Origin of the sequence: Pseudomonas helleri (genome assembly GCF_045830615.1) — a bacterium.
Classification (GTDB): domain Bacteria; phylum Pseudomonadota; class Gammaproteobacteria; order Pseudomonadales; family Pseudomonadaceae; genus Aquipseudomonas; species Aquipseudomonas helleri.
The window spans coordinates 91,468-113,629 of the sequence record NZ_CP174501.1 but is presented as its reverse complement, the minus strand read 5'-3'; the positions used below and the strand labels follow the sequence as shown (position 1 = coordinate 113,629).

Below are 22,162 nucleotides of genomic sequence, written 5' to 3'. Positions count from 1 at the left end.
TTTTAAGCTCATCTGCGACGCCTGTCGCTGCCAAAATGAAAGTTGCCACTGAGCAACTGCTACCCGTGAATGTCTGAAGAGGTGCCCCTCCCATGTCTGAACAAGACAACCCGCGGCGTGAGTTTTTGCGCAAAACCCTAACGCTGATTCCGGTGGTCACTGTGGCAAGCACCGGCCTCGGCGGTTCTGTGCTCATGGCGACACCCGCTGCGGGCGCCACAGCCACACCTGAACCTGTGGGGCGCACGTCTTCCCCTGCCACACCTTATGAGCCGACGTATTTCACGGCCCAGGAGTGGGCATTTCTGAACGCTGCGGTAGCACGCCTGATCCCCGCCGACGAGCAAGGCCCTGGCGCTCTGGAAGCTGGCGTCCCGGAGTACATAGACCGGCAAATGCACACACCGTACGCCAGCGGCGCCCTGTGGTTCATGCAGGGTCCGTTCAACACCGATGCGCCGGCCGAGATGGGCTGGCAGAGCAAGCTTGTGCCCAAACAGATCTACCGCTTGGGCATCGCTGCCACGGAGGCACTGTGCAAAAAGACCTATAACTCAACATTTGCTGGGCTAGACAGCGCTACCCGAGACGAAGTGCTCAAACAGTTGGAGGCCGGAACGCCCCACTTCGAGAACGTCCCGGCCAAGATGTTTTTCAGTTTCCTGCTGCAAAACACTAAGGAGGGCTTCTTTTGTGACCCCATTCACGGCGGCAACAAGGGCATGGTCGGCTGGACCATGATCGGCTTCCCCGGCGCTCGCGCTGACTTTATGGACTGGGTCGAACGCAACGAGCAGTACCCCTTCCCGGCAGTTTCCATTCGCGGCGAGAGGGCCTGAGCATGTCGACCGTTATGAAAAAAGTAGATGCCGTCATCGTTGGTTTCGGCTGGACCGGCGCGATCATGGCCAAAGAGTTAACCGAAGCCGGTCTAAACGTTGTAGCCCTCGAGCGCGGCCCGATGCAGGACACGTATCCGGACGGTAACTACCCTCAGGTCATCGACGAACTGACGTACAGCGTGCGCAAAAAGCTCTTTCAGGACGTATCGAAAGAAACCGTGACCATTCGCCATAGCGTCAATGACGTGGCCTTGCCGAATCGCCAGTTGGGGGCGTTTTTGCCTGGCAACGGTGTGGGCGGCGCCGGGTTGCACTGGTCGGGGGTACATTTTCGGGTTGACCCGATTGAACTGCGCATGCGCAGCCACTACGAAGAACGCTACGGCAAAAACTTTATCCCCAAGGACATGACCATCCAGGACTTCGGCGTCAGTTATGAAGAACTGGAACCGTTCTTCGATTACGCCGAAAAAGTGTTCGGCACCTCGGGCCAGGCCTGGACCGTGAACGGCCGCATTGTGGGCGAAGGCCGGGGTGGCAACCCGTATGCGGCGGATCGTTCCGACCACTTTCCGCTGGTATCGCAAAAGAACACGGTGTCGGCCCAGCTCTTCCAGAAAGCGGCCACTGAGGTGGGCTACAAGCCGTATAACCTGCCGTCAGCCAATACATCAGGGCCTTATACCAACCCGTATGGCGCACAAATGGGCCCGTGCAACTTCTGCGGTTTCTGCAGTGGTTATGTCTGCTACATGTACTCCAAAGCCTCGCCAAACGTGAACATTTTGCCCGCGCTCAAGCCGCTGCCCAACTTTGAGTTGCGCCCTGACGCCCATGTGATTCGGGTCAACCTGGACAGCACCAAGAGCAAAGCCACGGGCGTCACTTACATCGACGCGCTGGGCCGTGAGATCGAACAACCGGCAGACCTGGTGATTCTGGGCGCTTTCCAGTTCCACAACGTGCGCTTGATGCTGCTGTCGGGCATCGGCAAACCGTACGACCCGAAAACCGGCGAAGGGGTGGTCGGCAAAAACTTCGCGTACCAGAACATGGGCACCATCAAGGCCTATTTCGATAAAGAGGTGCACACCAACAACTTTATCGGCGCGGGCGGTAATGGCGTGGCCATTGATGATTTCAACGCCGATAACTTTGACCACGGGCCACATGGCTTTGTGGGTGGCTCGCCGATGTGGGTCAACCAGGCCGGCAGCCGTCCCATTGCCGGCACGTCCAACCCGCCTGGTACACCGGCCTGGGGCAGTGCCTGGAAAAAAGCCACCGCCGATTACTACACCCACCAGGTATCAATGGACGCGCACGGCGCGCATCAATCCTACCGTGGTAACTATCTCGATCTAGACCCGGTTTATCGCGATGCCTACGGTCAGCCTCTTTTGCGGATGACCTTCGACTGGCAAGAAAACGACATCAAAATGAACCGTTTCATGATGGAAAAAATGGGCAAGATCGCCGAGGCGATGAACCCCAAAGCCATCGCCCTGCTCGGTAAAAAAGTGGGTGAACACTTCAACACCGCGTCCTACCAGACCACTCACCTGAACGGCGGCGCGATCATGGGCACTGACCCGAAAACCAGTGCGCTGAACCGTTACCTGCAATCGTGGGACGTACACAACGTGTTTGTACCGGGCGCTTCGGCGTTCCCGCAGGGGCTGGGTTACAACCCGACCGGCCTTGTGGCCGCGCTGACCTACTGGTCGGCCCGGGCGATCCGCGAACAGTACCTGAAAAACCCCGGCCCGCTGGTTCAGGCATAAGGAGCGATGAACATGAAAACAGTTGTTATCGCGACCTTGGCCCTGCTAGGCAGTTTTTCGGCGCTGGCTGCTGAAGTCGATCAGGCAGCCTTGATCAAACACGGTGAATACCTGGCGCGAGCCGGTGACTGTGTGGCGTGTCATACGGCCAAAGGTGGCAAGCCTTTCGCTGGCGGCCTGCCCATGGATACCCCGATCGGTACGATTTACTCGACCAACATCACTCCCGACCCGAGCGGCATCGGCGCCTACAGCTTTGACGATTTCGACAACGCCGTGCGCCATGGCATCGCCAAAAACGGCAGCACGTTGTACCCGGCGATGCCTTACCCGTCTTACGCGCGGGTCAACCAAGCCGATATGCAAGCGCTGTATGCCTACTTCATGCAGGGCGTTAAGCCGGTCGCTGCCGAGAATCGGGCGGTCGATATTCCCTGGCCGTTAAGCATGCGTTGGCCATTGGCTATGTGGCGCTGGAGCTTTGCCCCTGCAGTGGCCGACTTCGCCCCTGCCCCTGGGCAAAATCCGGTGGTCAGTCGCGGGGCGTATCTGGTGGAAGGTCTAGGACATTGCGGTGCATGCCATACCCCACGGGCGTTGACCATGCAGGAAAAAGCCTTGAGCGCGACAGAGGGCAGCACGTTTCTGTCGGGCAGTGCGCCGCTGGAAGGCTGGATCGCGAAGAACCTGCGCGGCGACCACAAGGACGGCCTGGGCAGTTGGAGCGAAGAACAACTGGTGCAGTTTCTCAAGACCGGCCGCAGTGATCGCAGCGCGGTGTTCGGCGGTATGAGCGACGTGATCGTACACAGCATGCAGTACATGTCTGATGCCGACCTGACCGCTATCGCTCGCTACTTGAAGACATTGCCTGCGGTCGATTCGGCAGACAGACCTCATAAGTATGACCCGACAGTGCCCGATGCCTTATGGAACGGTAACGACAGCAAGCGCGGTGCGGCGGTGTACATCGACAACTGTGCAGCCTGCCATCGCACCGACGGGCATGGCTACACCCGCGTGTTCCCGGCATTGGCGGGTAACCCGGTGTTGCAATCAGATGACCCGACTTCGCTGATTCACATTGTGCTTAAAGGCGGCACCTTGCCGGCCACGCACACCGCGCCCTCAACCTTTACCATGCCGGGTTTCGACTGGAGGCTGTCGGATCAGGAAGTAGCCGATGTGGTCAATTTCATTCGTACCAGCTGGGGCAATAAAGGCGACGAGGTGAAACCTGCAGAGGTGAAGGCGTTGCGCGACTAAGGACGCGGGCACCCACCATGGCCCCAGGCGCTCATGCGCAGCGCCTGGGGTTATTGATCTGAAGCCTGGGGATCACTGGCGTCATTGGCCAGCCATTTTTCGGACAACGCCGCCAGACGGCCATCCGCCTTGATGCGCTGCAAGGCTTTGTCCAGGCTGCCCTGGAACGCCGGGTTGTCTTTCTGAAAAGGGATCGCAAGCTCAGGCGAGGCTAAATAAGGTTCACTGAAATCGAACCGATCCTGAAGTTCAGGAGTCATAGCCATGTGATTGATGGCCACGTCGTACTTGCCGCTCTCTACCCCCGAAAGCAGGTCATCACTGTCGGTGACCAAGAGCGAGGAATTGACCTCCAGCTCCCGGGCCAGCATTTCGCCCAGCTCGACGTCAAAGCCGGTTAAGTGGCCATCCTGCTGGAAGCTGTAAGGGGCCTGATTGCCCTCAAGTGCGATGCGCAATTCACCACGATCGTTTACGTCGTCCATCAGTTCTGCGTGAGCAAAAGGACTCGCCAATGGCAATAAAAGCATCAGGCCTGGCAAAAAACGCATGGTCACTCCTTTGAATTTAATGAAAGCGATTCGCAATGAGCGCTCGCTTTGCTTTATGTTGGTCAACTGCGGCGTTGGACAGCGGATCTGCTCAAAGTTGTGCATGCCCGACGATTTTTTCAAAAACCGGAGATACAAATGAAAGCTCTACTGTCTCGTGTTGCGTTGGCTTCTGTGTTGATGGGCGCTTCGGTTCTGGCCCTGGCTGCCACTCCCGCGCCTGAGGGCGCAAAAGTGTCGATTATCTCCCCGGCGGATGGCGCCACTGTAGATAAAACCTTCACCGTAAAGTTCGGCATTGAAGGCATCGATCTCAAACCCGCTGGCGATCCGGCTCCACACTCTGGCCATCACCACTTGCTGGTCGATGTAGACCAGCCGATTGCGCCAGGCCAGGTGATCCCGACTGACGACCACCACCTGCATTTCGGCAAAGCGCAGACTGAAACCCAACTGACGCTGGCTCCAGGCAAACACACCTTGCAACTGGAGCTGGGCGACACTGGCCACCAAGCCTTCGACCCGGTGATCGTGTCGAAGAAAATCACGGTTAATGTGAAGTAAGTACAGCAGTCAAAAAAAAGGGAGACCCGAGGGTCTCCCTTTTTATTGCGCGCGATTTAGAACAGCACGCGGCAACGGATGGTGCCGTTGATGCTTTGCAGCTTCTCTTGCGCCAGGTCCGAGGACTCGGCGTCGACGTCGATCACCACATAACCCACTTTTTCGTTGGTTTGCAGGAACTGGCCGGAGATGTTGATACCGTTTTCGGCGAAGACCTTGTTGATCTCGCTCATCACACCCGGGATGTTCTCGTGGATGTGCAGCAAACGGTGCTTGCCAGGGTGAGCCGGCAGGGCCACTTCCGGGAAGTTGACAGACGATACGGACGTGCCGTTGTCACTGTACTTAACCAGTTTTTCTGCCACTTCCAGGCCGATATTGGCTTGGGCCTCTGCGGTGGAGCCGCCGATGTGCGGGGTCAGGATCACGTTGTCCAGGCCACGCAGCGGGCTTTCGAACACGTCGTCGTTGGAACGCGGTTCAACCGGGAACACGTCGATAGCGGCGCCGATCAGGTGCTTGTCCTTGATCGCGTCAGCCAGGGCGTCCAGCTCAACCACGGTGCCACGTGCGGCGTTGATCAGAATGCCGCCCTTTTTGATGGCGCGGATTTCTTTCTCGCCGATCATCCACTGGGTAGCCGGGGTTTCAGGCACGTGCAGGGTCACGATGTCGGACATGCCCAACAGTTCGTGCAGGTTGCCGACCTGAGTGGCGTTGCCCAATGGCAGTTTGGTCACGGTGTCGTAGAAGAACACTTGCATGCCCAGGCCTTCAGCCAGTACCGACAGCTGAGTACCAATCGAACCATAACCAACGATACCGAGCTTTTTGCCACGGATTTCGAAGGAGTTGGCCGCGCTTTTGATCCAGCCACCACGGTGGCAGGAAGCGTTTTTCTCAGGGATGCCGCGCAGCAACAGGATCGCTTCAGCCAGCACCAACTCGGCCACCGAACGGGTGTTGGAGTAAGGGGCGTTGAATACAGCGATACCGCGTTCGCGAGCAGCGTTGAGATCGACTTGGTTGGTGCCGATGCAGAAACAACCAACAGCAACCAGTTTTTTGGCGCAGTCGAACACTTCTTCGGTCAGCTGAGTACGGGAACGGATGCCGATGAAATGGGCATCAGCGATCTTTTCCTTCAGCAGGGCTTCAGGCAAGGAACTGGTGATGTACTCGATACTGGTGTAACCAGCAGACTTCAGTACTTCAACAGCGGATTGGTGGACGCCTTCTAAAAGAAGGAACTTGATCTTGCTCTTATCGAGAGAAGTCTTGCTCATCTGCGTAAACCTGTGTCCCAGAGAAAAAATGGCAGGGAATGGACAGCCTGAGCTGGCCTGGCCGGCGTGAAGACCGGCACCGTGAATCGTCCTACGGCTCGATTCGACGGGGGGGTCGTATGCTAGCATAAGCGCCCCGCTAAACACCCATTCCTGCGACGTGAAGCGTACTCAGGATGACCATGAATTGTTCGAGAGTTCTGTTGATGACCCATCCTGCCGTAATTGAAGAGCTGAAGACCCTGGTAGAGCCTGGCAAGGTTCTTACCGATGCTGATTCCCTTAATGCTTACGGCAAGGACTGGACCAAGCATTTCGCTCCAGCGCCCACCGCGATCGTCTTCCCGAAAACCATCGAACACGTCCAGGCCATCGTGCGTTGGGCCAACACCCACAAGGTCGCGCTGGTGCCATCGGGCGGGCGCACTGGCTTGTCGGCAGCGGCCGTTGCGGCGAATGGCGAAGTGGTGGTGTCTTTCGATTACATGAACCAGGTGCTCGATCTCAACCTGACCGACCGCACAGCGGTTTGCCAGCCGGGCGTGGTCACTAAGGCCCTGCAAAACCTGGCCGAAGAAAACGGCCTGTACTACCCGGTGGACTTCGCCTCGGCCGGTTCCAGCCAGATTGGCGGCAACATCGGCACCAATGCCGGCGGGATCAAGGTGATTCGTTACGGCATGACCCGCAACTGGGTGGCGGGCATGAAAGTCGTGACCGGCAAAGGCGACGTGCTGGAACTGAACAAAGACCTGATCAAAAACGCCACCGGCTATGACATGCGCCAGTTGTTTATCGGCGCCGAAGGCACGTTGGGCTTTGTGGTCGAAGCCACCATGCGCCTGGACCGGGCACCGAAAAACCTGACCGCCATGGTGCTCGGCACCGCCGACTTCGATGCCATCATGCCGGTGCTGCACGCCTTCCAGAGCAAGCTGGATCTGACGGCGTTTGAGTTCTTCTCTGACAAGGCATTGGCCAAAGTCATGGCCCGTGGCGACGTACCTTCGCCGTTTGACACCGACTGCCCGTTCTACGCGCTGCTGGAATTTGAAGCGACCACTGAAGAAGTGGCCAACACTGCGCTGGAAACCTTCGAGCACTGCGTCGAGCAAGGCTGGGTACTGGACGGCGTGATGAGCCAGAGCGAAACCCAGTTGCACAACCTGTGGAAGCTGCGTGAGTACATCTCCGAGACCATTTCGCACTGGACGCCGTACAAAAACGACATCTCGGTCACCGTTTCGAAAGTACCGGCCTTCTTGAAAGAAATTGACGCCATCGTCGGCGAATACTACCCGGACTTCGAGATTGTCTGGTTCGGCCACATCGGTGACGGCAACCTGCACTTGAACATTCTCAAGCCCGAGAACCTGAGCAAGGACGAGTTCTTTGCCAAGTGCGCGACGGTCAACAAATGGGTCTTTGAAACGGTCGAGAAGTACAATGGCTCGATCTCGGCAGAACACGGCGTGGGCATGACCAAACGTGATTACTTGACCTACAGCCGCTCGCCGGTTGAGATCGAGTATATGAAAGCCCTCAAGGCCGTGTTCGACCCGAACGGCATCATGAACCCAGGCAAGATTTTTGCGGTTTAACTACCCCCCAGCGGAGTCGATCCATGAGCTATCAGCACCAATACGTCGACGGTACCCGGATTCACTTTCCTATCGGCAAAGTCGTGTGCATCGGGCGTAACTATGCCGAGCACGCCAAAGAGCTGGATAACCCGATCCCGACTGAGCCGCTTTTGTTTATCAAGCCCGGCAGTTGTGTGGTGCCGACCGAAGGCGGGTTTACCATCCCGCACGAACGCGGTTCGGTGCATTACGAAGCCGAAATTGCGGTGTTGATCGGCAAGCCTTTGTCGCAAAAGCCAACGCGTGAAGAAGTATTGGACGCGATCTCGGGCTTCGCGCCGGGCCTGGACCTGACCCTGCGCGACAAGCAATCGGAGCTCAAGGCTAAAGGCCTGCCGTGGGAAGTCGCCAAGTCGTTCGATGGCGCCTGCGTACTCGCACCGTTCGTACCGAGCTGCACGTTCCCGGACGTGACTGACATTGGCATTCGCCTGACCATCAACGGCGAAGTGCGCCAGGACGGCAACAGCAACATGATGCTCAACCCGATTGTGCCGATGATTCAGTACATGGCCGGGTGCTTCTCGCTGCAAGCGGGCGACGTGATCTTGACCGGCACCCCGGTGGGTGTTGGCCCGCTGAACGTGGGCGATGAACTGGTCCTGGAACTGCCAGGCGCCAGCCGCTTCGAAAGCATCGTTCGCTGATACTCCCCCTGTAGGAGCTGCCGCAGGCTGCGATCTTTTGACCTTGAACACCAAAAGATCACAGCCATCGTTCCTCGGCGGCTCCTACGGGGTATTCGCCGACCGGGGCGCAATCCCCCGGACGCCAACCGCGCTAAACCGTTATTCTGTTGTGGATTTTTCCTACGCAGAATGTGAATCACCGAATGCCAAACTGGAACCACTACGTACAGCGCGTCCTGGAGTTGATGAAGCGTTACCCAGGGCTGATTGCGCTGTTCGGTTTTTGCTCGGGTGTGGGCAGTTTTATTCTGGTGGACCGCCAGCAAGGCATGGCCCGCTGGATCGCGGTGATCCTGCTGGTGAGCTGGGTCTGGCTGATGCTCGAAAACACCCTGACCCAATGGTTTGCTCGCGTCTTTAAACGCGAAATCCCCCCGCCTTTGCTGCGTTACGCAACGCAGATGATCCATCAGGAAAGCCTGTTTTTCGTCCTGCCGTTCTTTTTCATCACCACCACCTGGAACAGCGGCCAACTGGTGTTTACCGGCCTGCTGGGCGCCGCCGCGCTGGTGACCATCACCGACCCGCTGTATTACAAATGGCTGGCCCCACGGCGCTGGCTGTACCTGGGCATGCACACGCTGGCGCTGTTCGCGGCGCTGCTGACTGCGCTGCCGATCATCCTCAATCTGACCACCGCCGAGAGCTACAAACTGGCGCTGGGCGCAGCCGTGCTGCTTTCCATCCCTAGCATGGCGGTCAGCCTGCCCCTTAAAACCTGGCGCGGTTGGCTGGTATTGCCGCTGATCGTCATCGCGCTGGGGGCGTCGGGCTGGCTGCTACGCTCGTGGGTACCGCCCGCAACGCTGTGGATGACCGAAGTCGCGGTCACGACGCAAGTCCAGAGCCGCACGCCCGGCGAGAGCATCGAGCAGATCAGCGTCAGCCAGCTGCGCAGCCAGGGTTTGTATGCCTACACCTCGATCAATGCGCCCCGTGGCCTCAACGAGCGGATCTACCACGTGTGGCTGCTCAACGGCCAAGAGGTGGACCGCATCGCCCTGGATATTCACGGCGGACGCAAGGAAGGCTACCGGGCCTGGACCCACAAACTGAACTTCCCGCCCAACCCGGCCGGGCGCTGGCAGGTCAAAGTGTTGACCGAAGACGGGCAAATGCTTGGGGTGCTGCGCTTCAAAGTCACCGACACAGATCAATCCACGCCCACCGATGTACAGGCAAACTGAAACACTTTTACGAGAGTGTGCTATTACATAAGGTCTGCGTTTAAGCGTACTGAGCATGGAGCCTACGACTATTACTGCCATGGCGGGCGATGCCCAACTAGACACGTCAAGTAATCCTGCGCGGCTGATAATCAGTGGCCAATGGACGCTGGCCAATTATGCCCGGCTGAAAAAGCTGACTGAACAGCTCGCGGGCAAATACGACGCCAGTACCCACATTGACCTCGACGACGTGTCCCGCCTGGACACCGCAGGCGCGTCGTTGCTGGTTGAGTTGCTGGGCGCCGAGCGCGTCAGCCAACTGGCCGACAGCGCCACCAAACTCCCCGAGGCCGACCGCGCCCTGCTGCAAACCGTGTATTCCTCGATGCGCGACTTCTGCGTGCCGGTTAAAGCGGTCGAAATTAATATCGGCCTTTTGCTGCTGAGCCGCATCGGCAGCGCGGTCTACAAGCTCTGGCAAGACACCCTGCAGTTGCTGGGCTTTATCGGGGTCATTCTGCAAAGCATTGCCCGCAACCTGCTGCGCCCCAAGCAATGGCGCGTCACGCCGGTGGTGGCGCAGATCGAACAGATCGGCCTCAACGCCACGCCGATTGTGGCGCTGCTGACCTTTATGGTGGGCGCCGTGGTGGCGTTTTTGGGGGCCACGGTGCTGGCCAATTTTGGCGCCGGGATCTACACCGTCGACCTGGTGGCATTTTCATTTCTGCGTGAGTTTGGCGTGCTGCTCACCGCCATCCTGCTGGCGGGCCGGACGGCCAGTTCGTTTACCGCGCAAATTGGCTCGATGAAGGCCAACGAAGAGATCGATGCGATCCGCACGCTGGGCCTGGACCCCATGGATCTTTTGGTGGTGCCACGGGTGCTGGCGCTGTTGATCGCCCTGCCGATGCTGACCTTTCTGGCCATGATGGCCGGGATTTTGGGCGGCGCAGTGGTGTGCGTGGTGTCGCTGGGCATCTCGCCGGACATGTTTATTTCGATGCTGCACTCCGACATCGGCGTTAAAAACTTTTTGGTGGGCATGGTCAAAGCGCCGTTCTTTGCGTTTTTGATTGCCGCCGTCGGTTGCCTTGAGGGCTTTAAAGTCAGCGGCAGCGCCGAGTCGGTGGGGGCGCACACCACCTCCAGCGTGGTGCAGTCGATCTTTATCGTGATCCTGCTCGACGCCGTGGCCGCGCTGTTCTTTATGGAGATGGGCTGGTGAGTACGCCAACGAAGACGCCCCGCGAGGCGGTGATCGAAGTGCGCGATCTGTGCAATCGGTTTGGCACCCAGACCGTGCACGAGCACCTCGATCTGGATGTGTACAAAGGTGAAATTCTCGGCGTAGTCGGCGGCTCCGGCACGGGCAAATCGGTGCTGTTACGCAGCATTGTCGGCCTGCGCCGCCCCACAGAGGGCGAAGTGCGAGTGTTTGGCCAAGACCTGCTGAGCCTGCCCGAAGCCCAGCGCTCGTTGATTGAGCGGCGTTTTGGCGTGCTGTTTCAGCAAGGCGCGCTGTTCTCGTCGCTGACGGTTACCGAAAACATCGCCATGCCCTTGATCGAACACGCCGGGCTGAGCCGCCCCGACGCCGAGCATCTGGCGCTGGTCAAGCTGGCGTTGGCCGGGCTGCCGCTGTCGGCTGCCGATAAGTACCCCTCGGCGCTGTCTGGCGGCATGATCAAGCGCGCCGCCCTGGCCCGCGCCCTGGCCCTGGACCCGGACATCCTGTTTCTTGACGAACCCACGGCCGGGCTCGACCCGATTGGCGCGGCGGCGTTCGACCAACTGATTCTGACCCTGCGCGATGCGCTGGGTTTGAGTGTGTTTTTGGTCACCCACGACCTCGACACGCTGTACACCATCACGGACCGGGTGGCGGTGTTGTCGCAAAAACGGGTGTTGGTCGCCGCGCCAATCGCCGAAGTCGAAAACTTCGACGATCCCTGGATTCATGAGTATTTCCATGGCCCTCGTGGCCGCGCCGCGTATGAAGCGGCAACCCAGCGTAAGGAGCATTGACATGGAAACCCGCGCCCATCATGTATTGATCGGCCTGTTCAGCGTGTTGGTCGTCGCAGGCGCCATGCTGTTTGGCCTGTGGCTGGCGAAGTCGAGCATGGACGATACGTTCACGGACTATGAAGTGGTGTTCAACGAGGCGGTCAGCGGCTTATCCAAAGGCAGCTCGGTGCAATACAACGGGATCAAGGTCGGTGACGTGATTGAACTGCGTCTGGACGACAAAGACCCGCGTCGCGTACTGGCGCGCATTCGTCTGGCCGCCGGCACCCCGGTTAAAGTCGACACCAAGGCCAAGCTGGCACTGACCGGCGTGACCGGCACCTCGATCATCCAGCTCAGCGGCGGTGATCCGGGCAGCCCGATGCTCAAAGGCAAAGACGGCAAATTGCCGGTGATTGTGGCCTCGCCCTCGCCGATTGCCCGACTGTTGACCGATGGCAACGACATGCTGGCCAACATCAACATCCTGCTGCACAACGCCAACCGGCTGTTCTCCCATGAGAACGTCGACAGCGTGGCCAAGACCCTGTCGAACTTTGAGCAAACCACCAGCGCCATTGCTGACCAGCGCAACGACATTGCGCAGACCCTCAAGCAATTGTCGCAAGTGGGCAAGCAAGCCTCGGCCACGCTGGAGCAAACCACCGCACTGATGCGCAACGCCAACGGCTTGCTCAACAGCCAGGGCAAGCAAGTGTTCACCAGCGCCGAGCAGGCCATGCACTCGCTGGAGCAGAGCACGGCGACCATCAATACGCTGATCAACAACAACGAAGCCTCGCTCAACAGCGGGCTGCAAGGGCTTAATCAGTTGGGCCCGGCGGTCAATGAGTTGCGCGAGACGCTGAACACGCTGCGGGGCATTTCGCGGCGTCTGGAAGCCAACCCGAGCGGTTACTTGCTGGGCCGCGAGCAGAACAAGGAATTCACCCCATGATCCGACCTTATCGCCTGGCAGGCTCCCTCTTCCTGGCCGCCAGCCTGAGCTTGCTCAGCGCTTGCTCGATTTTCCCCAAGCCCGAAGTGGTGGACGTGTATCGCCTGCCCGATGCGCAAACGCCGATTGCGGCCAGCCAGAGCGCCCCGGTGAAGTGGTCGCTGCGTCTTGAAAAGCCGATGGCCAGCAACACGCTGAACAGCCAGAACATCGCCGTGGTGCCCGAGGGCAACCTGATCAGCAACTACAAGGGCGCGCGCTGGAGCGACCCGGCCCCGGCATTGCTACGCAATCGCCTGCTCGACGCCTTCTTGCAAGACGGCCGGGTGCAGGCGCTGAGCACCGATGACAGCAACTTGCAGTCTGATTACGAATTAGGGGGCGAGTTGTTGGCGTTCCAGACGCACTACAACGGCAAAAGCCCGGAAGTGCTGGTGCAATACAACGCCCGACTGGTGCGCAGCAGCGACCAGCGCATTATCAGCTCCAAACGTTTTGAAGCACGCCAACCGCTTAGCAATCCACTGGTGCCGCAGGTTGTCGCAGGCTTTGGCCAAGCAGCCGACACGCTGATGCCGCAAGTGGTGCAGTGGGCGATCCAGCAAGGGCAGGCACACTCGCAACATTGACAAACCTGTGTAGGAGCGAGCTTGCCTCGCGATCTTTTGATCTAGATCTTGCTTTTGATCTTGATCTAAAAGGCCCCATTAAACCACGCTGGCCGAACGCAGGTTTTGCGCAGTGGGTAACCCGGCAGGACGCCGGGTTAGCCGCGACACGGCCATGGATGGCCGATCGCGGCGGGCCTACGGAGCAAGGCCTGTGGTGAGGGCATGCCGAGCCAAAGCGAGGCACCGAGGGGTAGGGGCAAAAGCGTTTTGGTTACTTTGCCGCTTTTGCAAAGTGACGCGGCGTAAGGCCGGAACCCTAAGTGGCCGTTGCCGCAGCAACGGATATGTACTCAAGTCAAGAGCCCCCTCACCCTAGCCCTCTCCCGAAGGAGAGGGAACCGATTGGGGGATGCTGAAGATACTCGGCGGCCTGTTTGCTGCGCGACAGCGCGGCGTCGAAGACGGGGCGGCAACTCCTACAGGATTTAAGCCTGGCTGAATTTGTTGGCTAGTTCGCGCAGCAGCACTTCGGCCTCCAGCACTTTGTTGACCGCGTCTTCGGCTTTTTCGCGGGTCACGTTCAAGCGCTCGAACAGCGCATCAGGCAGCGGCGCATAGGCCCCGTGACCAACCCCGCGATTGCGCAGCAAACCCAGCGCCATACACACCAGATTCGGGTATTCGGCATCGGCGTCGATGTAGTCCGGGTCGTGCTGGAAACGCAACGCGGCGGTCAATTCATCCGGCATGCCCCAATGGCGCATCAGCCAGGCACCCATTTGTTCGCGGCTGATGCCCAGCAGGTGCTGCTCGATCACGCTATGGCTAACGTGCGAGTTGACCTCAAGGTGGCGGCAGATCAGCGAAAAGTGCGGCGGAAACACGTGGGCCAGCAACAAGTAGCCGAAGTTGTGCAGCAGCCCGGCCAGATACGCCAGCCCGGTTTCCGGGCGTTTGTCACGCGGCATGCTGCGGGTCAGGCCTTCAATCACCGCCGCCGTGTAGATCGACTGTTGCCAGTACGGCGTGCAGGACTGCGGATTGTCCTTGGGCAAACTCAGGGTTTTACCCAGTGACAGGCTCAAGGCCAGGTTGATCACCAGATCGACCCCGAGCACGCGCACGATGGCGTCCTCAACCGAGCGGATTTTGCTCGGCGCCGCGTAGTACGACGACGATGCCCAGCTCATGACTTGGGCCGCCAACGCCGGGTCGGTTTCCACCACGCTGGTGATTTCATCGATGGTGACTTCAGGGTCAACCCGCAGGCGCATAATTTTGCGCACGCTCTCTGCCAGCGGCGGTATTTCAATGGTGGCTTCAAGCCGCTGCTGAATGCGTCGCGCCGTGAAGGCCTTGACTGCCTGGGTGATGGCTTCGCTGTCGTCGTCAGGGCGGTTCAGGTTGAGGATGATCTCGCTCAGAGGCTCACCAAAGCGCCCCGCGTTGGCCACGCCCAGCAAGCGCAGGAAGTCTTCGCGGGTGACTTCCAGTAACAGGCCCGGCTCACCCGAGCTGATCAGCAGCAGCGGTTGTTGCAGCAGTTGCGCTTCATACAGGCAAGACGAACGCGTAATGGCCGGCAGACCCGGCAGTTGCTTCAGGCCGTGGCGGTCGAGTATCTCGCGCAGCCGGCTTTGGGCAACGGCGGTCATGCGACGCCCGATCAAGTCGGCCAAGCGGTTGAGGTCAAGCAATTGGCTCTGGGCGAACATCACCATCAAGGCGCCAGCGGTGTCATCGAGCAGCACGGCCTGGACCTTGCTGTCCGGGTTGAGCCCCGGATGGTCGAGGACTTCTCGATAGGCAACCGCCCGCTCAGTGAGCAACTGCTGAATAACCGGTGGCGTGCTCGGAACGGCGAGGGCAATAGCGACTTTACTCATGGTCTGCATCCGATGTGTGCAACTCAAATTTGATAACCCGGTACTGGATCGGCCGCGTCTGTATTTACTGAACGATCTTTTTACACCTGACCGTACTGCTGGCCATGGCGTAACCAGCGATCCAGTAAGGGACTGACGTGACTCGGCCAGCGCTCCAGCAACGCCAGGGCCGCGTCGCGCACGGCGGGTAGCAAATCGGCATCGCGCATCAAGTCGGCCACTTTGAATTGCAGCAGCCCGGTTTGCCGGGTGCCGAGCATTTCGCCGGGGCCGCGCAGTTCAAGGTCTTTTTCAGCGATCACAAAACCATCGTTGGTTTCACGCATGATGCCCAGACGCTGACGTCCGACTTGTGACAGCGGCGGATGGTAGAGCAGCACGCAATGGCTGGCCGCGCTGCCCCGGCCCACGCGCCCGCGCAGTTGGTGCAGTTGCGACAAGCCGAGACGCTCGGGGTTTTCGATGATCATCAGGCTGGCGTTGGGCACGTCCACGCCGACTTCGATCACGGTGGTTGCGACCAGCAATTGCAGCTCGCCGGCTTTGAACTGGGCCATGACTTCGGCTTTTTCGGCGGCCTTCATGCGGCCGTGGATCAAGCCGACGCGCAGCTCGCCCAACGCGCTGGACAGGTCTTCGAAGGTGCTTTCGGCGGCCTGGCAGGTCATTTCTTCGGATTCTTCAATCAGGGTGCACACCCAATACGCCTGTCGCCCTTCGGCGCAGGCCGCGCGCACCCGCTCAATCACTTCAACCCGCCGCGTGTCGACCACCAGCACGGTGTTGACCGGGGTCCGGCCGGGCGGCAATTCGTCAAGGATCGAGGTATCGAGGTCGGCGTAGGCGCTCATGGCCAGGGTCCGCGGGATCGGGGTAGCGGTCATGATCAACTGGTGCGGGCACATGACCCCGCCCACGCCTTTGTTGCGCAAGGCCAGACGTTGCTGCACGCCGAAGCGGTGCTGTTCGTCGATGATCACCAGCGCCAGGTTCTTGAACTGCACCTGGTCCTGGAACAACGCATGGGTGCCGACCACCATGGGGGCGCCATTGGCGATTTGCTCAAGCGATGCCGCCCGCGCCTTGCCCTTGAGTTTACCCGCCAGCCAGGCGACTTCGAGGCCCAGCGGCTCCAGCCAGCGTTTAAAGCTGATGAAATGCTGCTCGGCGAGGATTTCAGTGGGCGCCATCAAGGCCACCTGATAACCGGCCTCCAGCGCCTGCAAGGCGGCCAGGGCTGCGACCACGGTTTTACCCGCCCCCACATCGCCCTGGATCAGGCGCAGCATGGGTTCGGGCTGGCTGAGGTCGTAGGCGATTTCGTTGCCCACCCGCACTTGCGCGCCCGTGGGCGGGAAGCCCAGGTTGGCGAGGTATTGTTTGGGCAGCTTTTTAGCCTTGGGCAACGCCGGGGCTTGCTGCGAGCGCAGGCTCTCGCGCAGGCGTTGCTGCGAGAGCTGGTGAGTCAGCAGTTCTTCAAACGCCAGGCGGTGCTGGGCCCAGTGATGGCCCAGCGCGAGTTCTTCAACATCGGCATCGGCGGGCGGCTGATGCAAATAGCGAATGGCCTCATCCAGCGGCGCCAGTTGGTAGTCCTTGGCCAGTTCAGGCGGCAACCAGTCCGGCAGGCTGCGCGGCCCCAGCATGGCCAGGCTTTGCTGGCTGAGTTGGCGCAAGCGCTGCTGGGTCAGGCCTTCGGTGGTCGGGTAGATCGGCGTCAGCGTGGTGTCGACCGGTGGCGGTTCAGCGCCGGTAATGGCGCGGTATTCGGGGTGATAAATCTCCAGCCCCGAGGCGCCGGGCCGCGCCTCGCCATAGCAGCGCACTTCGGTGCCGCGCTTGAGGCTTTCTTTTTGCGCATTGCTGAAATGGTAAAAGCGCAGGCTCAAGCCGCCGGTGCCGTCGTTAATACGCACCAGCAAACTACGGCGCTTACCCATCACCACGTCGAGACCGATCACCCGGCCTTCGACCACGGCGTCTTGCCCAGGCCGCAGCGCGCCAATCGGTACCACACGGGTGCGGTCCTGATAGCGCAATGGCAGGTGGAAAAGCACATCCTGAACGGTTTCGAGCCCGACCTTGGCCAATTTCTCGGCCATGGCCTCACCGACGCCCTTGAACACGGTGACCGGCACGTTAGACAACTCAGTCATTTCAGCTTCTTACGTCGCGGCAGGTGGCTTGGCCACGGAACACAGGCGGATCGAGTCCGCGAGGATTTCAATGGCTTTTGGCCGAGGGAAGCTGGCGCGCCAGGCAATCGCTACCGTGCGAAACGGCACCGGCGGGGTCAGTGGGCGCACCGACAAAATGCCGGGGGCGTAATGGTGGCTGTCGACCGCTGACAACGGCAGGATCGAAATCCCCAGACCCGAGGCCACCATGTGGCGGATGGTTTCCAGCGAGCTGGATTCCACGGTGGTGTGCTTGGCGCCATCAGCGCCTTTGGTCAGCGTCGGGCAGGCCTCAAGCACCTGATCACGGAAGCAGTGGCCTTCACCCAACAGCAACAAGCTTTTGTCGTTGAGCAGGCTGGCGTCGATGGTGTCTTTTTTGCTCCACGGGTGCTCGCTCGGCATCAGCACGTAGAACGGCTCGTCGTAGAGCGGCAACGTCAGCACGTCGGCTTCATGGAAAGGCAGCGCAATGATGATCGCGTCCAGCTCGCCGTTGCGCAGTTTGTCGCGCAGCACGTGTGTGAAGTTTTCTTCGATGTACAACGGCATTTGCGGGGCGACCCGATGCAGTTGCGGAATCAGGTGTGGGAAAAGGTAAGGGCCAACGGTGTAAATCGCCCCGACTTTGAGCGGCGCGGTCAGTTGGTTCTTACCGGCCTGGGCCAATTCGCGAATCCCCTGGGCTTGCTCAAGCACCTTCTGCGCCTGGGCAACGATGCCTTCACCCACTGGCGTGAGACGCACAGCGCTTTTGCTGCGCTCGAAAATCAGCACACCGAGTTCGTCTTCCAGTTTTTTCACGCCCACTGACAGCGTCGGCTGGCTGACGTGGCAACGCTCGGCGGCATGGCCGAAGTGTTGTTCTTGGGCGAGCGTAACGATGTAGCGCAATTCAGTAAGAGTCATAGCGGGCGTCCCTGTATTGACGAGCCAAGCATAACGGCTGCAATCGATAGACGCACGTTATCACTCATTGCCCGGGGAACCACAGTGACTGCGGCAGGTTTCATCCGCTGCTTTGTAGTCGCTGACGAAGCATGAGGCTGCGATGGGTTGCGAAGCGACCCCGAACGGCGGTCCTGTGGCCCGCATCGCAGCCTTCGTACCTCGTCAGCGGCTACAGGGGCGGGGCCAACATGCAAAAAGGGCACCCTGAGGTGCCCTTTTTGGTGTTAACGCCGACGTTTATCGATGGAATAAACGAACGGTGCCACGATTTCGATGCTGCCGTTGGTCAGCATTTCTGGCGGCGGCTTGGGCAATGGCTGTGCCCGGCGAATCATTTCCAGGGTGGCCCGGTCCAGATCCGCGTTGCCAGAGCGGCCTACCAGTTCGTAGGACAGCACCTTGCCTTCAGCGTCGACCACGAAGCGCAGACGGTTCAGACCTTCCTTGCCTCGCGACTGCGCCGCTGGTGGGTACTTCTTGTACTTGCCCAAGTGGGCCAGCAACGTACCTTCCCAGCTGGCTTTGGCAGCCAGTTGTTGTGGCGACGGGCCAGGAGCCGGTGCAGCAGACTTTTCAGTCGGCGCTTTGGTCGGCGTGGCGTCGCTTGGTTTCTCTTCTGACGGCTTTTCTTTGACCGGATCAGGTTTTTCCACAGGCTTGGGCGGTTGAGGCTTTTGCTTGGGTTTGACCGGTTTAGGAACAGCGATCTTCGGCTTGGGCGCTTCAGCCAGCTTGGGTATCGGCAACTCTTCCACAGGGGCCGGTGGTTGCGGTGGTGTCACCACTTTCGGCGGTGCAGGCGGTGGTGGTGCTGGCATCGGCGCCAGATCAACCATCATGGCTTGCGGTGGAAGTTCGATAGCCCGTGGGTTGGACCATTGCAGGGCAAGAATCACTGCCACTGCATGGACACCCAACACCACGGCCAAGCTGATTGCGTAACGCGTCATCTTTTGGCGCGCTATGGTCATTTCTTGGCTGCCGTCTCTAATCCGACCAGACCTACCTTCAAGTAACCGGCTGCGCGCAGTGCATCCATCACGCTCATCAAGTCACCGTAGTCCACGCCTTTGTCGGCCTGGAAGAAGATCGTCGTGTCTTTGTTGTTGTGAGTCCTGGCATCCAGGGTCGGACCCAACGCCTCAACCGTGACCGGCTCTTCGCCCAGGTACAGGCGCTGATCAGCCTTGACGCTGAGGAACACCGGTTTCTCTGGCCGCGGCGCCGGTTTGGCGGTCGAAGCGGGCAGGTCAACCTTGATATCCACAGTGGCCAGCGGTGCGGCCACCATGAAGATGATCAACAGCACCAGCATCACGTCAATAAAGGGGGTGACGTTGATTTCATGGTTCTCGGCGAGATCGTCATCGCCTTCTTTTAAATGCAGGCCCATGGCCGATTACCCCACTTTCACCATGTGCGGTTGCGAGCTGCGCTCGGGCGGCAGGTGATCGAGGTCACGGCTAACCAGCAGCAACACTTCTGCCGACGCATCAGCCACCTGAGCTTTGTAGCCGGTGATGGAGCGGGCGAAGACGTTGTAAATCACTACCGCAGGGATCGCTGCAACCAGACCCAGTGCAGTGGCCAGCAAGGCCTCGGCAATACCCGGTGCAACCACGGCCAGGTTGGTGGTTTGGGTTTTAGCGATACCGATGAAGGAGTTCATGATGCCCCACACGGTACCAAACAGACCGACGAACGGGGCGGTGGAACCGATGGTTGCCAGCACGCCGGTGCCGCTGCTCATGTTACGACCGCAGGCCGCTACCAGGCGCTCAAGACGGAAGCTCACACGTTCCTTGATGCCTTCTTTCTCACGGCTATTGGCCGACAGGCGCATTTCTTCCATCGCGTCTTGTACCAGCAGGTGCGCGAGGGTGCCTTCTTTGGCAGCAGTTTCGCTGGCTTCCTGAAGGGTACGGGCTTTTTTCAGGTTGGCGATTTCACCGCGCAGACGACGCTTGGCGCCCAGGACTTCAAAGCCTTTGGCAATCCAGATGGTCCAGGTGATGATCGACGCAATGGCCAGGCCGATCATCACGATTTTTACGATGATGTCAGCGTTTTTGTACATGCCCCATGGGGACAGGTCGTGGGCCATGCCCAGGCTGTTGTCTTCTTCGGCGATCACTTGTGGTGCATCTTCGGCCGGTGCGCCAGCGCCTTCTGCCAGGGCAGGGTCGGTCGCGACAGGGGCAGCAACAGGCGCAGGGGCCGCAGCTTCGGTCGCAGAATGTGCAGCGGGGGCAGCAGGCTCATCGGCAAAGGCCGCAGCAGGTGCCAGCAAGAAGCTGAACATCAGCGCCGCAAGCCCACGCCATAGACGTGAAGGGCTCGAAAGCTGGGTTGGCGAAGCGGTGGGTTGATTGCGTGTCATGCTAGCCGGACCTGAAGAAAGAAAAGAAGAATTGCCCTACAGCGCGTCTTGAGACCCAGGGCAAACGATGCGTTATTATTGCAAGTAATTCTTGTTAACAAAAGCGAATGCACTTGTTTTTTTCAAATGTCACGACCTTGGTCGTGTCCGTTCAGCCATTTTTGTAACATTTAGTAAGGAGTTTTGAGATGTCCAATGCCACAGCGTTGATCGTCGGTTGCGGTGATGTCGGAAGTCGCTTGGCCACTCAGTTGCTCGATAAAGGCTGGCAGGTCTATGGGCTGCGCCGCTCCATCGATCGCTTGCCGGCAGGCGTCATCGGTGTCGCAGGCGACCTGTTCAATGAGGCATGCCCGGCTGACTGGCCGACCGGCCAGATTGATTACCTGGTGTACAGCACCGCGACCACCGAACACGACGAGGCGGGTTATCAGGCGGCTTATGTTGAGGGCTTGAAGCACACCTTGAGCTGGCTCAAACAGCATAACCAGCAGCCCAAGCGCCTGTTGTTTGTGTCCAGCAGCGGCGTTTATGTGCAGCAAGACGGGGAATGGGTCGATGAAACCTCCCCTGCCGAGTCCACCAATTACTCCGGCCGCATCATGCTCGAGGCCGAGAAACTGGCGCTGAGCAGCGGTGTACCCGCCAGTGTCGTGCGCCTGACCGGCATTTATGGGCCGGGCCGGGAATGGCTGCTGGGGCAAGTGCGCAAGGGTTATCGGGTTGCGGTCAACCCGCCGCTGTACGGCAACCGCATTCACGCCGATGACGCTGCCGGGCTGCTGGCCTTTTTGCTGGAGGCGGCTGATCAGGGCAAAACGCTGGAGGACTGCTACATCGGTGTCGACAACGCACCCGCGCCGCTGGCTGAAGTGGTGGACTGGTTGCGTGAGCGCCTGGGTGTGACCGAATGGGCCGAAGAGGCGAGCGTGCGCCGTGCGGGCAGCAAGCGTTGCAGTAACGCACGGGCTAAAGCATTGGGCTGGGAGCCGCGCTACCCAAGCTACCGTGAAGGCTATGCCGCGATTCTCGACGCTATTAAACCGTAGGAGCAGCCTTCGGCAGCTCTTATCAAACATAAAATAAGTGATTGATTTTAAAGGCTTTGTAGGAGCGAGCTTGCTCGCGATCTTTTGATCTAGATCTTGCTTTTGATCTTGATCTAAAAGGCCCCATTAAACCACGCTGGCCGAACGCAGGTTTTGCGCAGTGGGTAACCCGGCAGGACGCCGGGTTAGCCGCGACACGGCCATGGATGGCCGATCGCGGCGGGCCTACGGAGCAAGGCCTGTGGTGAGGGCATGCCGAGCCAAAGCGAGGCACCGAGGGGTAGGGGCAAAAGCGTTTTGGTTACTTTGCCGCTTTTTGTAGAGACCGGACACATGGTTGACACAT

20 protein-coding genes are annotated in these 22,162 nt (G+C 59.5%); 12 read left to right on the top strand and 8 right to left on the bottom strand.

Translation table 11 applies throughout. The features are described from left to right. Nucleotides 1-92: 92 nt before the first annotated feature. From ACJJU9_RS00555 to ACJJU9_RS00545, 3 genes are read left to right on the top strand one after another with little or no spacing between them, the layout of a single operon-like run. Complete coding sequence (locus ACJJU9_RS00555) at nucleotides 93-839, top strand: gluconate 2-dehydrogenase subunit 3 family protein (RefSeq protein ID WP_153355300.1); 747 nt, start codon at nucleotides 93-95, stop codon at nucleotides 837-839. Between the two features lie 2 nt (nucleotides 840-841). Next, nucleotides 842-2,626 (top strand): GMC family oxidoreductase, encoded by a 1,785-nt coding sequence (locus ACJJU9_RS00550; protein ID WP_048371167.1) that lies wholly within the window; start codon nucleotides 842-844, stop codon nucleotides 2,624-2,626. Nucleotides 2,627-2,638: 12 nt separating this feature from the next. Further along, on the top strand, nucleotides 2,639-3,892 hold the full coding sequence (locus tag ACJJU9_RS00545) for a c-type cytochrome (RefSeq protein ID WP_407729835.1): 1,254 nt from the start codon (nucleotides 2,639-2,641) through the stop codon (nucleotides 3,890-3,892). A 50-nt stretch (nucleotides 3,893-3,942) separates the two neighbouring features. Here the strand turns inward: ACJJU9_RS00545 and ACJJU9_RS00540 are convergent, their stop codons facing one another. After that, entirely contained in the window at nucleotides 3,943-4,443 is a 501-nt protein-coding gene (locus tag ACJJU9_RS00540; protein ID WP_407729834.1) for a transporter substrate-binding domain-containing protein, read from the bottom strand. Nucleotides 4,444-4,581: 138 nt separating this feature from the next. Between ACJJU9_RS00540 and ACJJU9_RS00535 the strand changes: the two genes are divergently transcribed. Next, nucleotides 4,582-5,007 (top strand): DUF4399 domain-containing protein, encoded by a 426-nt coding sequence (locus ACJJU9_RS00535; protein WP_048371171.1) that lies wholly within the window; start codon nucleotides 4,582-4,584, stop codon nucleotides 5,005-5,007. 56 nt (nucleotides 5,008-5,063) lie between these two features. Here the strand turns inward: ACJJU9_RS00535 and serA are convergent, their stop codons facing one another. Further along, nucleotides 5,064-6,293 (bottom strand): phosphoglycerate dehydrogenase, encoded by a 1,230-nt coding sequence (gene serA, locus ACJJU9_RS00530; protein WP_048371173.1) that lies wholly within the window; start codon nucleotides 6,291-6,293, stop codon nucleotides 5,064-5,066. 206 nt (nucleotides 6,294-6,499) lie between these two features. On the opposite strand from serA, the gene ACJJU9_RS00525 reads away from it, so the two are divergent. The 7 genes from ACJJU9_RS00525 to ACJJU9_RS00495 all read left to right on the top strand — a co-directional run bounded on the left by ACJJU9_RS00525 (nucleotide 6,500) and on the right by ACJJU9_RS00495 (nucleotide 13,391). Beyond that, nucleotides 6,500-7,894 carry an FAD-binding oxidoreductase gene (locus ACJJU9_RS00525; RefSeq protein ID WP_273221912.1) on the top strand — a complete coding sequence of 465 codons (1,395 nt, stop codon included), beginning with the start codon at nucleotides 6,500-6,502 and terminating at the stop codon, nucleotides 7,892-7,894. 23 nt (nucleotides 7,895-7,917) lie between these two features. Next, on the top strand, nucleotides 7,918-8,583 hold the full coding sequence (locus tag ACJJU9_RS00520; protein WP_407729833.1) for a fumarylacetoacetate hydrolase family protein: 666 nt from the start codon (nucleotides 7,918-7,920) through the stop codon (nucleotides 8,581-8,583). Between the two features lie 185 nt (nucleotides 8,584-8,768). After that, nucleotides 8,769-9,812, top strand: a complete 1,044-nt coding sequence (locus ACJJU9_RS00515; protein ID WP_407729832.1) for a DUF5924 family protein — start codon at nucleotides 8,769-8,771, stop codon at nucleotides 9,810-9,812. Nucleotides 9,813-9,891: 79 nt separating this feature from the next. Beyond that, on the top strand, nucleotides 9,892-11,022 hold the full coding sequence (locus ACJJU9_RS00510) for an ABC transporter permease (RefSeq protein WP_048371181.1): 1,131 nt from the start codon (nucleotides 9,892-9,894) through the stop codon (nucleotides 11,020-11,022). Next, nucleotides 11,019-11,822: an ABC transporter ATP-binding protein gene (locus ACJJU9_RS00505; RefSeq protein ID WP_048371183.1), complete on the top strand. Its 804-nt coding sequence runs from the start codon at nucleotides 11,019-11,021 to the stop codon at nucleotides 11,820-11,822. The genes ACJJU9_RS00510 and ACJJU9_RS00505 overlap by 4 nt, the downstream gene beginning before the upstream one ends. Before the next feature lies 1 nt (nucleotide 11,823). Then, on the top strand, nucleotides 11,824-12,762 hold the full coding sequence (locus tag ACJJU9_RS00500; RefSeq protein ID WP_048371185.1) for an MlaD family protein: 939 nt from the start codon (nucleotides 11,824-11,826) through the stop codon (nucleotides 12,760-12,762). Beyond that, entirely contained in the window at nucleotides 12,759-13,391 is a 633-nt protein-coding gene (locus ACJJU9_RS00495) for an ABC-type transport auxiliary lipoprotein family protein (protein ID WP_407729831.1), read from the top strand. The genes ACJJU9_RS00500 and ACJJU9_RS00495 overlap by 4 nt, the downstream gene beginning before the upstream one ends. A 467-nt stretch (nucleotides 13,392-13,858) precedes the next feature. Here the strand turns inward: ACJJU9_RS00495 and ACJJU9_RS00490 are convergent, their stop codons facing one another. The 6 genes from ACJJU9_RS00490 to exbB form a co-directional block, all read right to left on the bottom strand. Next, complete coding sequence (locus ACJJU9_RS00490; protein WP_407729830.1) at nucleotides 13,859-15,259, bottom strand: HDOD domain-containing protein; 1,401 nt, start codon at nucleotides 15,257-15,259, stop codon at nucleotides 13,859-13,861. 80 nt (nucleotides 15,260-15,339) lie between these two features. Beyond that, nucleotides 15,340-17,415 carry an ATP-dependent DNA helicase RecG gene (recG, locus tag ACJJU9_RS00485; protein WP_048371189.1) on the bottom strand — a complete coding sequence of 692 codons (2,076 nt, stop codon included), beginning with the start codon at nucleotides 17,413-17,415 and terminating at the stop codon, nucleotides 15,340-15,342. Nucleotides 17,416-17,424: 9 nt separating this feature from the next. Continuing rightward, the gene (locus ACJJU9_RS00480; protein WP_153331249.1) at nucleotides 17,425-18,345 is read right to left on the bottom strand and encodes a hydrogen peroxide-inducible genes activator; all 921 of its coding nucleotides are present in this window, start codon (nucleotides 18,343-18,345) and stop codon (nucleotides 17,425-17,427) included. A gap of 266 nt (nucleotides 18,346-18,611) precedes the next feature. Beyond that, the gene (locus ACJJU9_RS00475) at nucleotides 18,612-19,358 is read right to left on the bottom strand and encodes an energy transducer TonB (RefSeq protein WP_048371193.1); all 747 of its coding nucleotides are present in this window, start codon (nucleotides 19,356-19,358) and stop codon (nucleotides 18,612-18,614) included. After that, nucleotides 19,355-19,780 (bottom strand): TonB system transport protein ExbD, encoded by a 426-nt coding sequence (exbD, locus tag ACJJU9_RS00470; RefSeq protein WP_019828186.1) that lies wholly within the window; start codon nucleotides 19,778-19,780, stop codon nucleotides 19,355-19,357. Before exbD ends, ACJJU9_RS00475 begins: the two co-directional genes overlap by 4 nt. Before the next feature lie 6 nt (nucleotides 19,781-19,786). Next, complete coding sequence (exbB, locus tag ACJJU9_RS00465) at nucleotides 19,787-20,767, bottom strand: tonB-system energizer ExbB (RefSeq protein ID WP_048371195.1); 981 nt, start codon at nucleotides 20,765-20,767, stop codon at nucleotides 19,787-19,789. Nucleotides 20,768-20,955: 188 nt separating this feature from the next. Here exbB and ACJJU9_RS00460 point away from each other — a divergent pair, with 188 nt between their 5' ends. Beyond that, complete coding sequence (locus ACJJU9_RS00460) at nucleotides 20,956-21,816, top strand: SDR family oxidoreductase (protein ID WP_407729829.1); 861 nt, start codon at nucleotides 20,956-20,958, stop codon at nucleotides 21,814-21,816. The last annotated feature ends 346 nt before the right edge of the window (nucleotides 21,817-22,162 follow it).

Coding starts and splice junctions, on each gene's coding strand:
- ACJJU9_RS00555 (WP_153355300.1), top strand. CDS start 93: ATGTCTGAACAAGACAACCCGCGGCGTGAGTTTTTGCGCAAAACCCTA.
- ACJJU9_RS00550 (WP_048371167.1), top strand. CDS start 842: ATGTCGACCGTTATGAAAAAAGTAGATGCCGTCATCGTTGGTTTCGGC.
- ACJJU9_RS00545 (WP_407729835.1), top strand. CDS start 2,639: ATGAAAACAGTTGTTATCGCGACCTTGGCCCTGCTAGGCAGTTTTTCG.
- ACJJU9_RS00540 (WP_407729834.1), bottom strand. CDS start 4,443: ATGCGTTTTTTGCCAGGCCTGATGCTTTTATTGCCATTGGCGAGTCCT.
- ACJJU9_RS00535 (WP_048371171.1), top strand. CDS start 4,582: ATGAAAGCTCTACTGTCTCGTGTTGCGTTGGCTTCTGTGTTGATGGGC.
- serA (WP_048371173.1), bottom strand. CDS start 6,293: ATGAGCAAGACTTCTCTCGATAAGAGCAAGATCAAGTTCCTTCTTTTA.
- ACJJU9_RS00525 (WP_273221912.1), top strand. CDS start 6,500: ATGACCCATCCTGCCGTAATTGAAGAGCTGAAGACCCTGGTAGAGCCT.
- ACJJU9_RS00520 (WP_407729833.1), top strand. CDS start 7,918: ATGAGCTATCAGCACCAATACGTCGACGGTACCCGGATTCACTTTCCT.
- ACJJU9_RS00515 (WP_407729832.1), top strand. CDS start 8,769: ATGCCAAACTGGAACCACTACGTACAGCGCGTCCTGGAGTTGATGAAG.
- ACJJU9_RS00510 (WP_048371181.1), top strand. CDS start 9,892: ATGGCGGGCGATGCCCAACTAGACACGTCAAGTAATCCTGCGCGGCTG.
- ACJJU9_RS00500 (WP_048371185.1), top strand. CDS start 11,824: ATGGAAACCCGCGCCCATCATGTATTGATCGGCCTGTTCAGCGTGTTG.
- ACJJU9_RS00495 (WP_407729831.1), top strand. CDS start 12,759: ATGATCCGACCTTATCGCCTGGCAGGCTCCCTCTTCCTGGCCGCCAGC.
- ACJJU9_RS00490 (WP_407729830.1), bottom strand. CDS start 15,259: ATGAGTAAAGTCGCTATTGCCCTCGCCGTTCCGAGCACGCCACCGGTT.
- recG (WP_048371189.1), bottom strand. CDS start 17,415: ATGACTGAGTTGTCTAACGTGCCGGTCACCGTGTTCAAGGGCGTCGGT.
- ACJJU9_RS00480 (WP_153331249.1), bottom strand. CDS start 18,345: ATGACTCTTACTGAATTGCGCTACATCGTTACGCTCGCCCAAGAACAA.
- ACJJU9_RS00475 (WP_048371193.1), bottom strand. CDS start 19,358: ATGACCATAGCGCGCCAAAAGATGACGCGTTACGCAATCAGCTTGGCC.
- exbD (WP_019828186.1), bottom strand. CDS start 19,780: ATGGGCCTGCATTTAAAAGAAGGCGATGACGATCTCGCCGAGAACCAT.
- exbB (WP_048371195.1), bottom strand. CDS start 20,767: ATGACACGCAATCAACCCACCGCTTCGCCAACCCAGCTTTCGAGCCCT.
- ACJJU9_RS00460 (WP_407729829.1), top strand. CDS start 20,956: ATGTCCAATGCCACAGCGTTGATCGTCGGTTGCGGTGATGTCGGAAGT.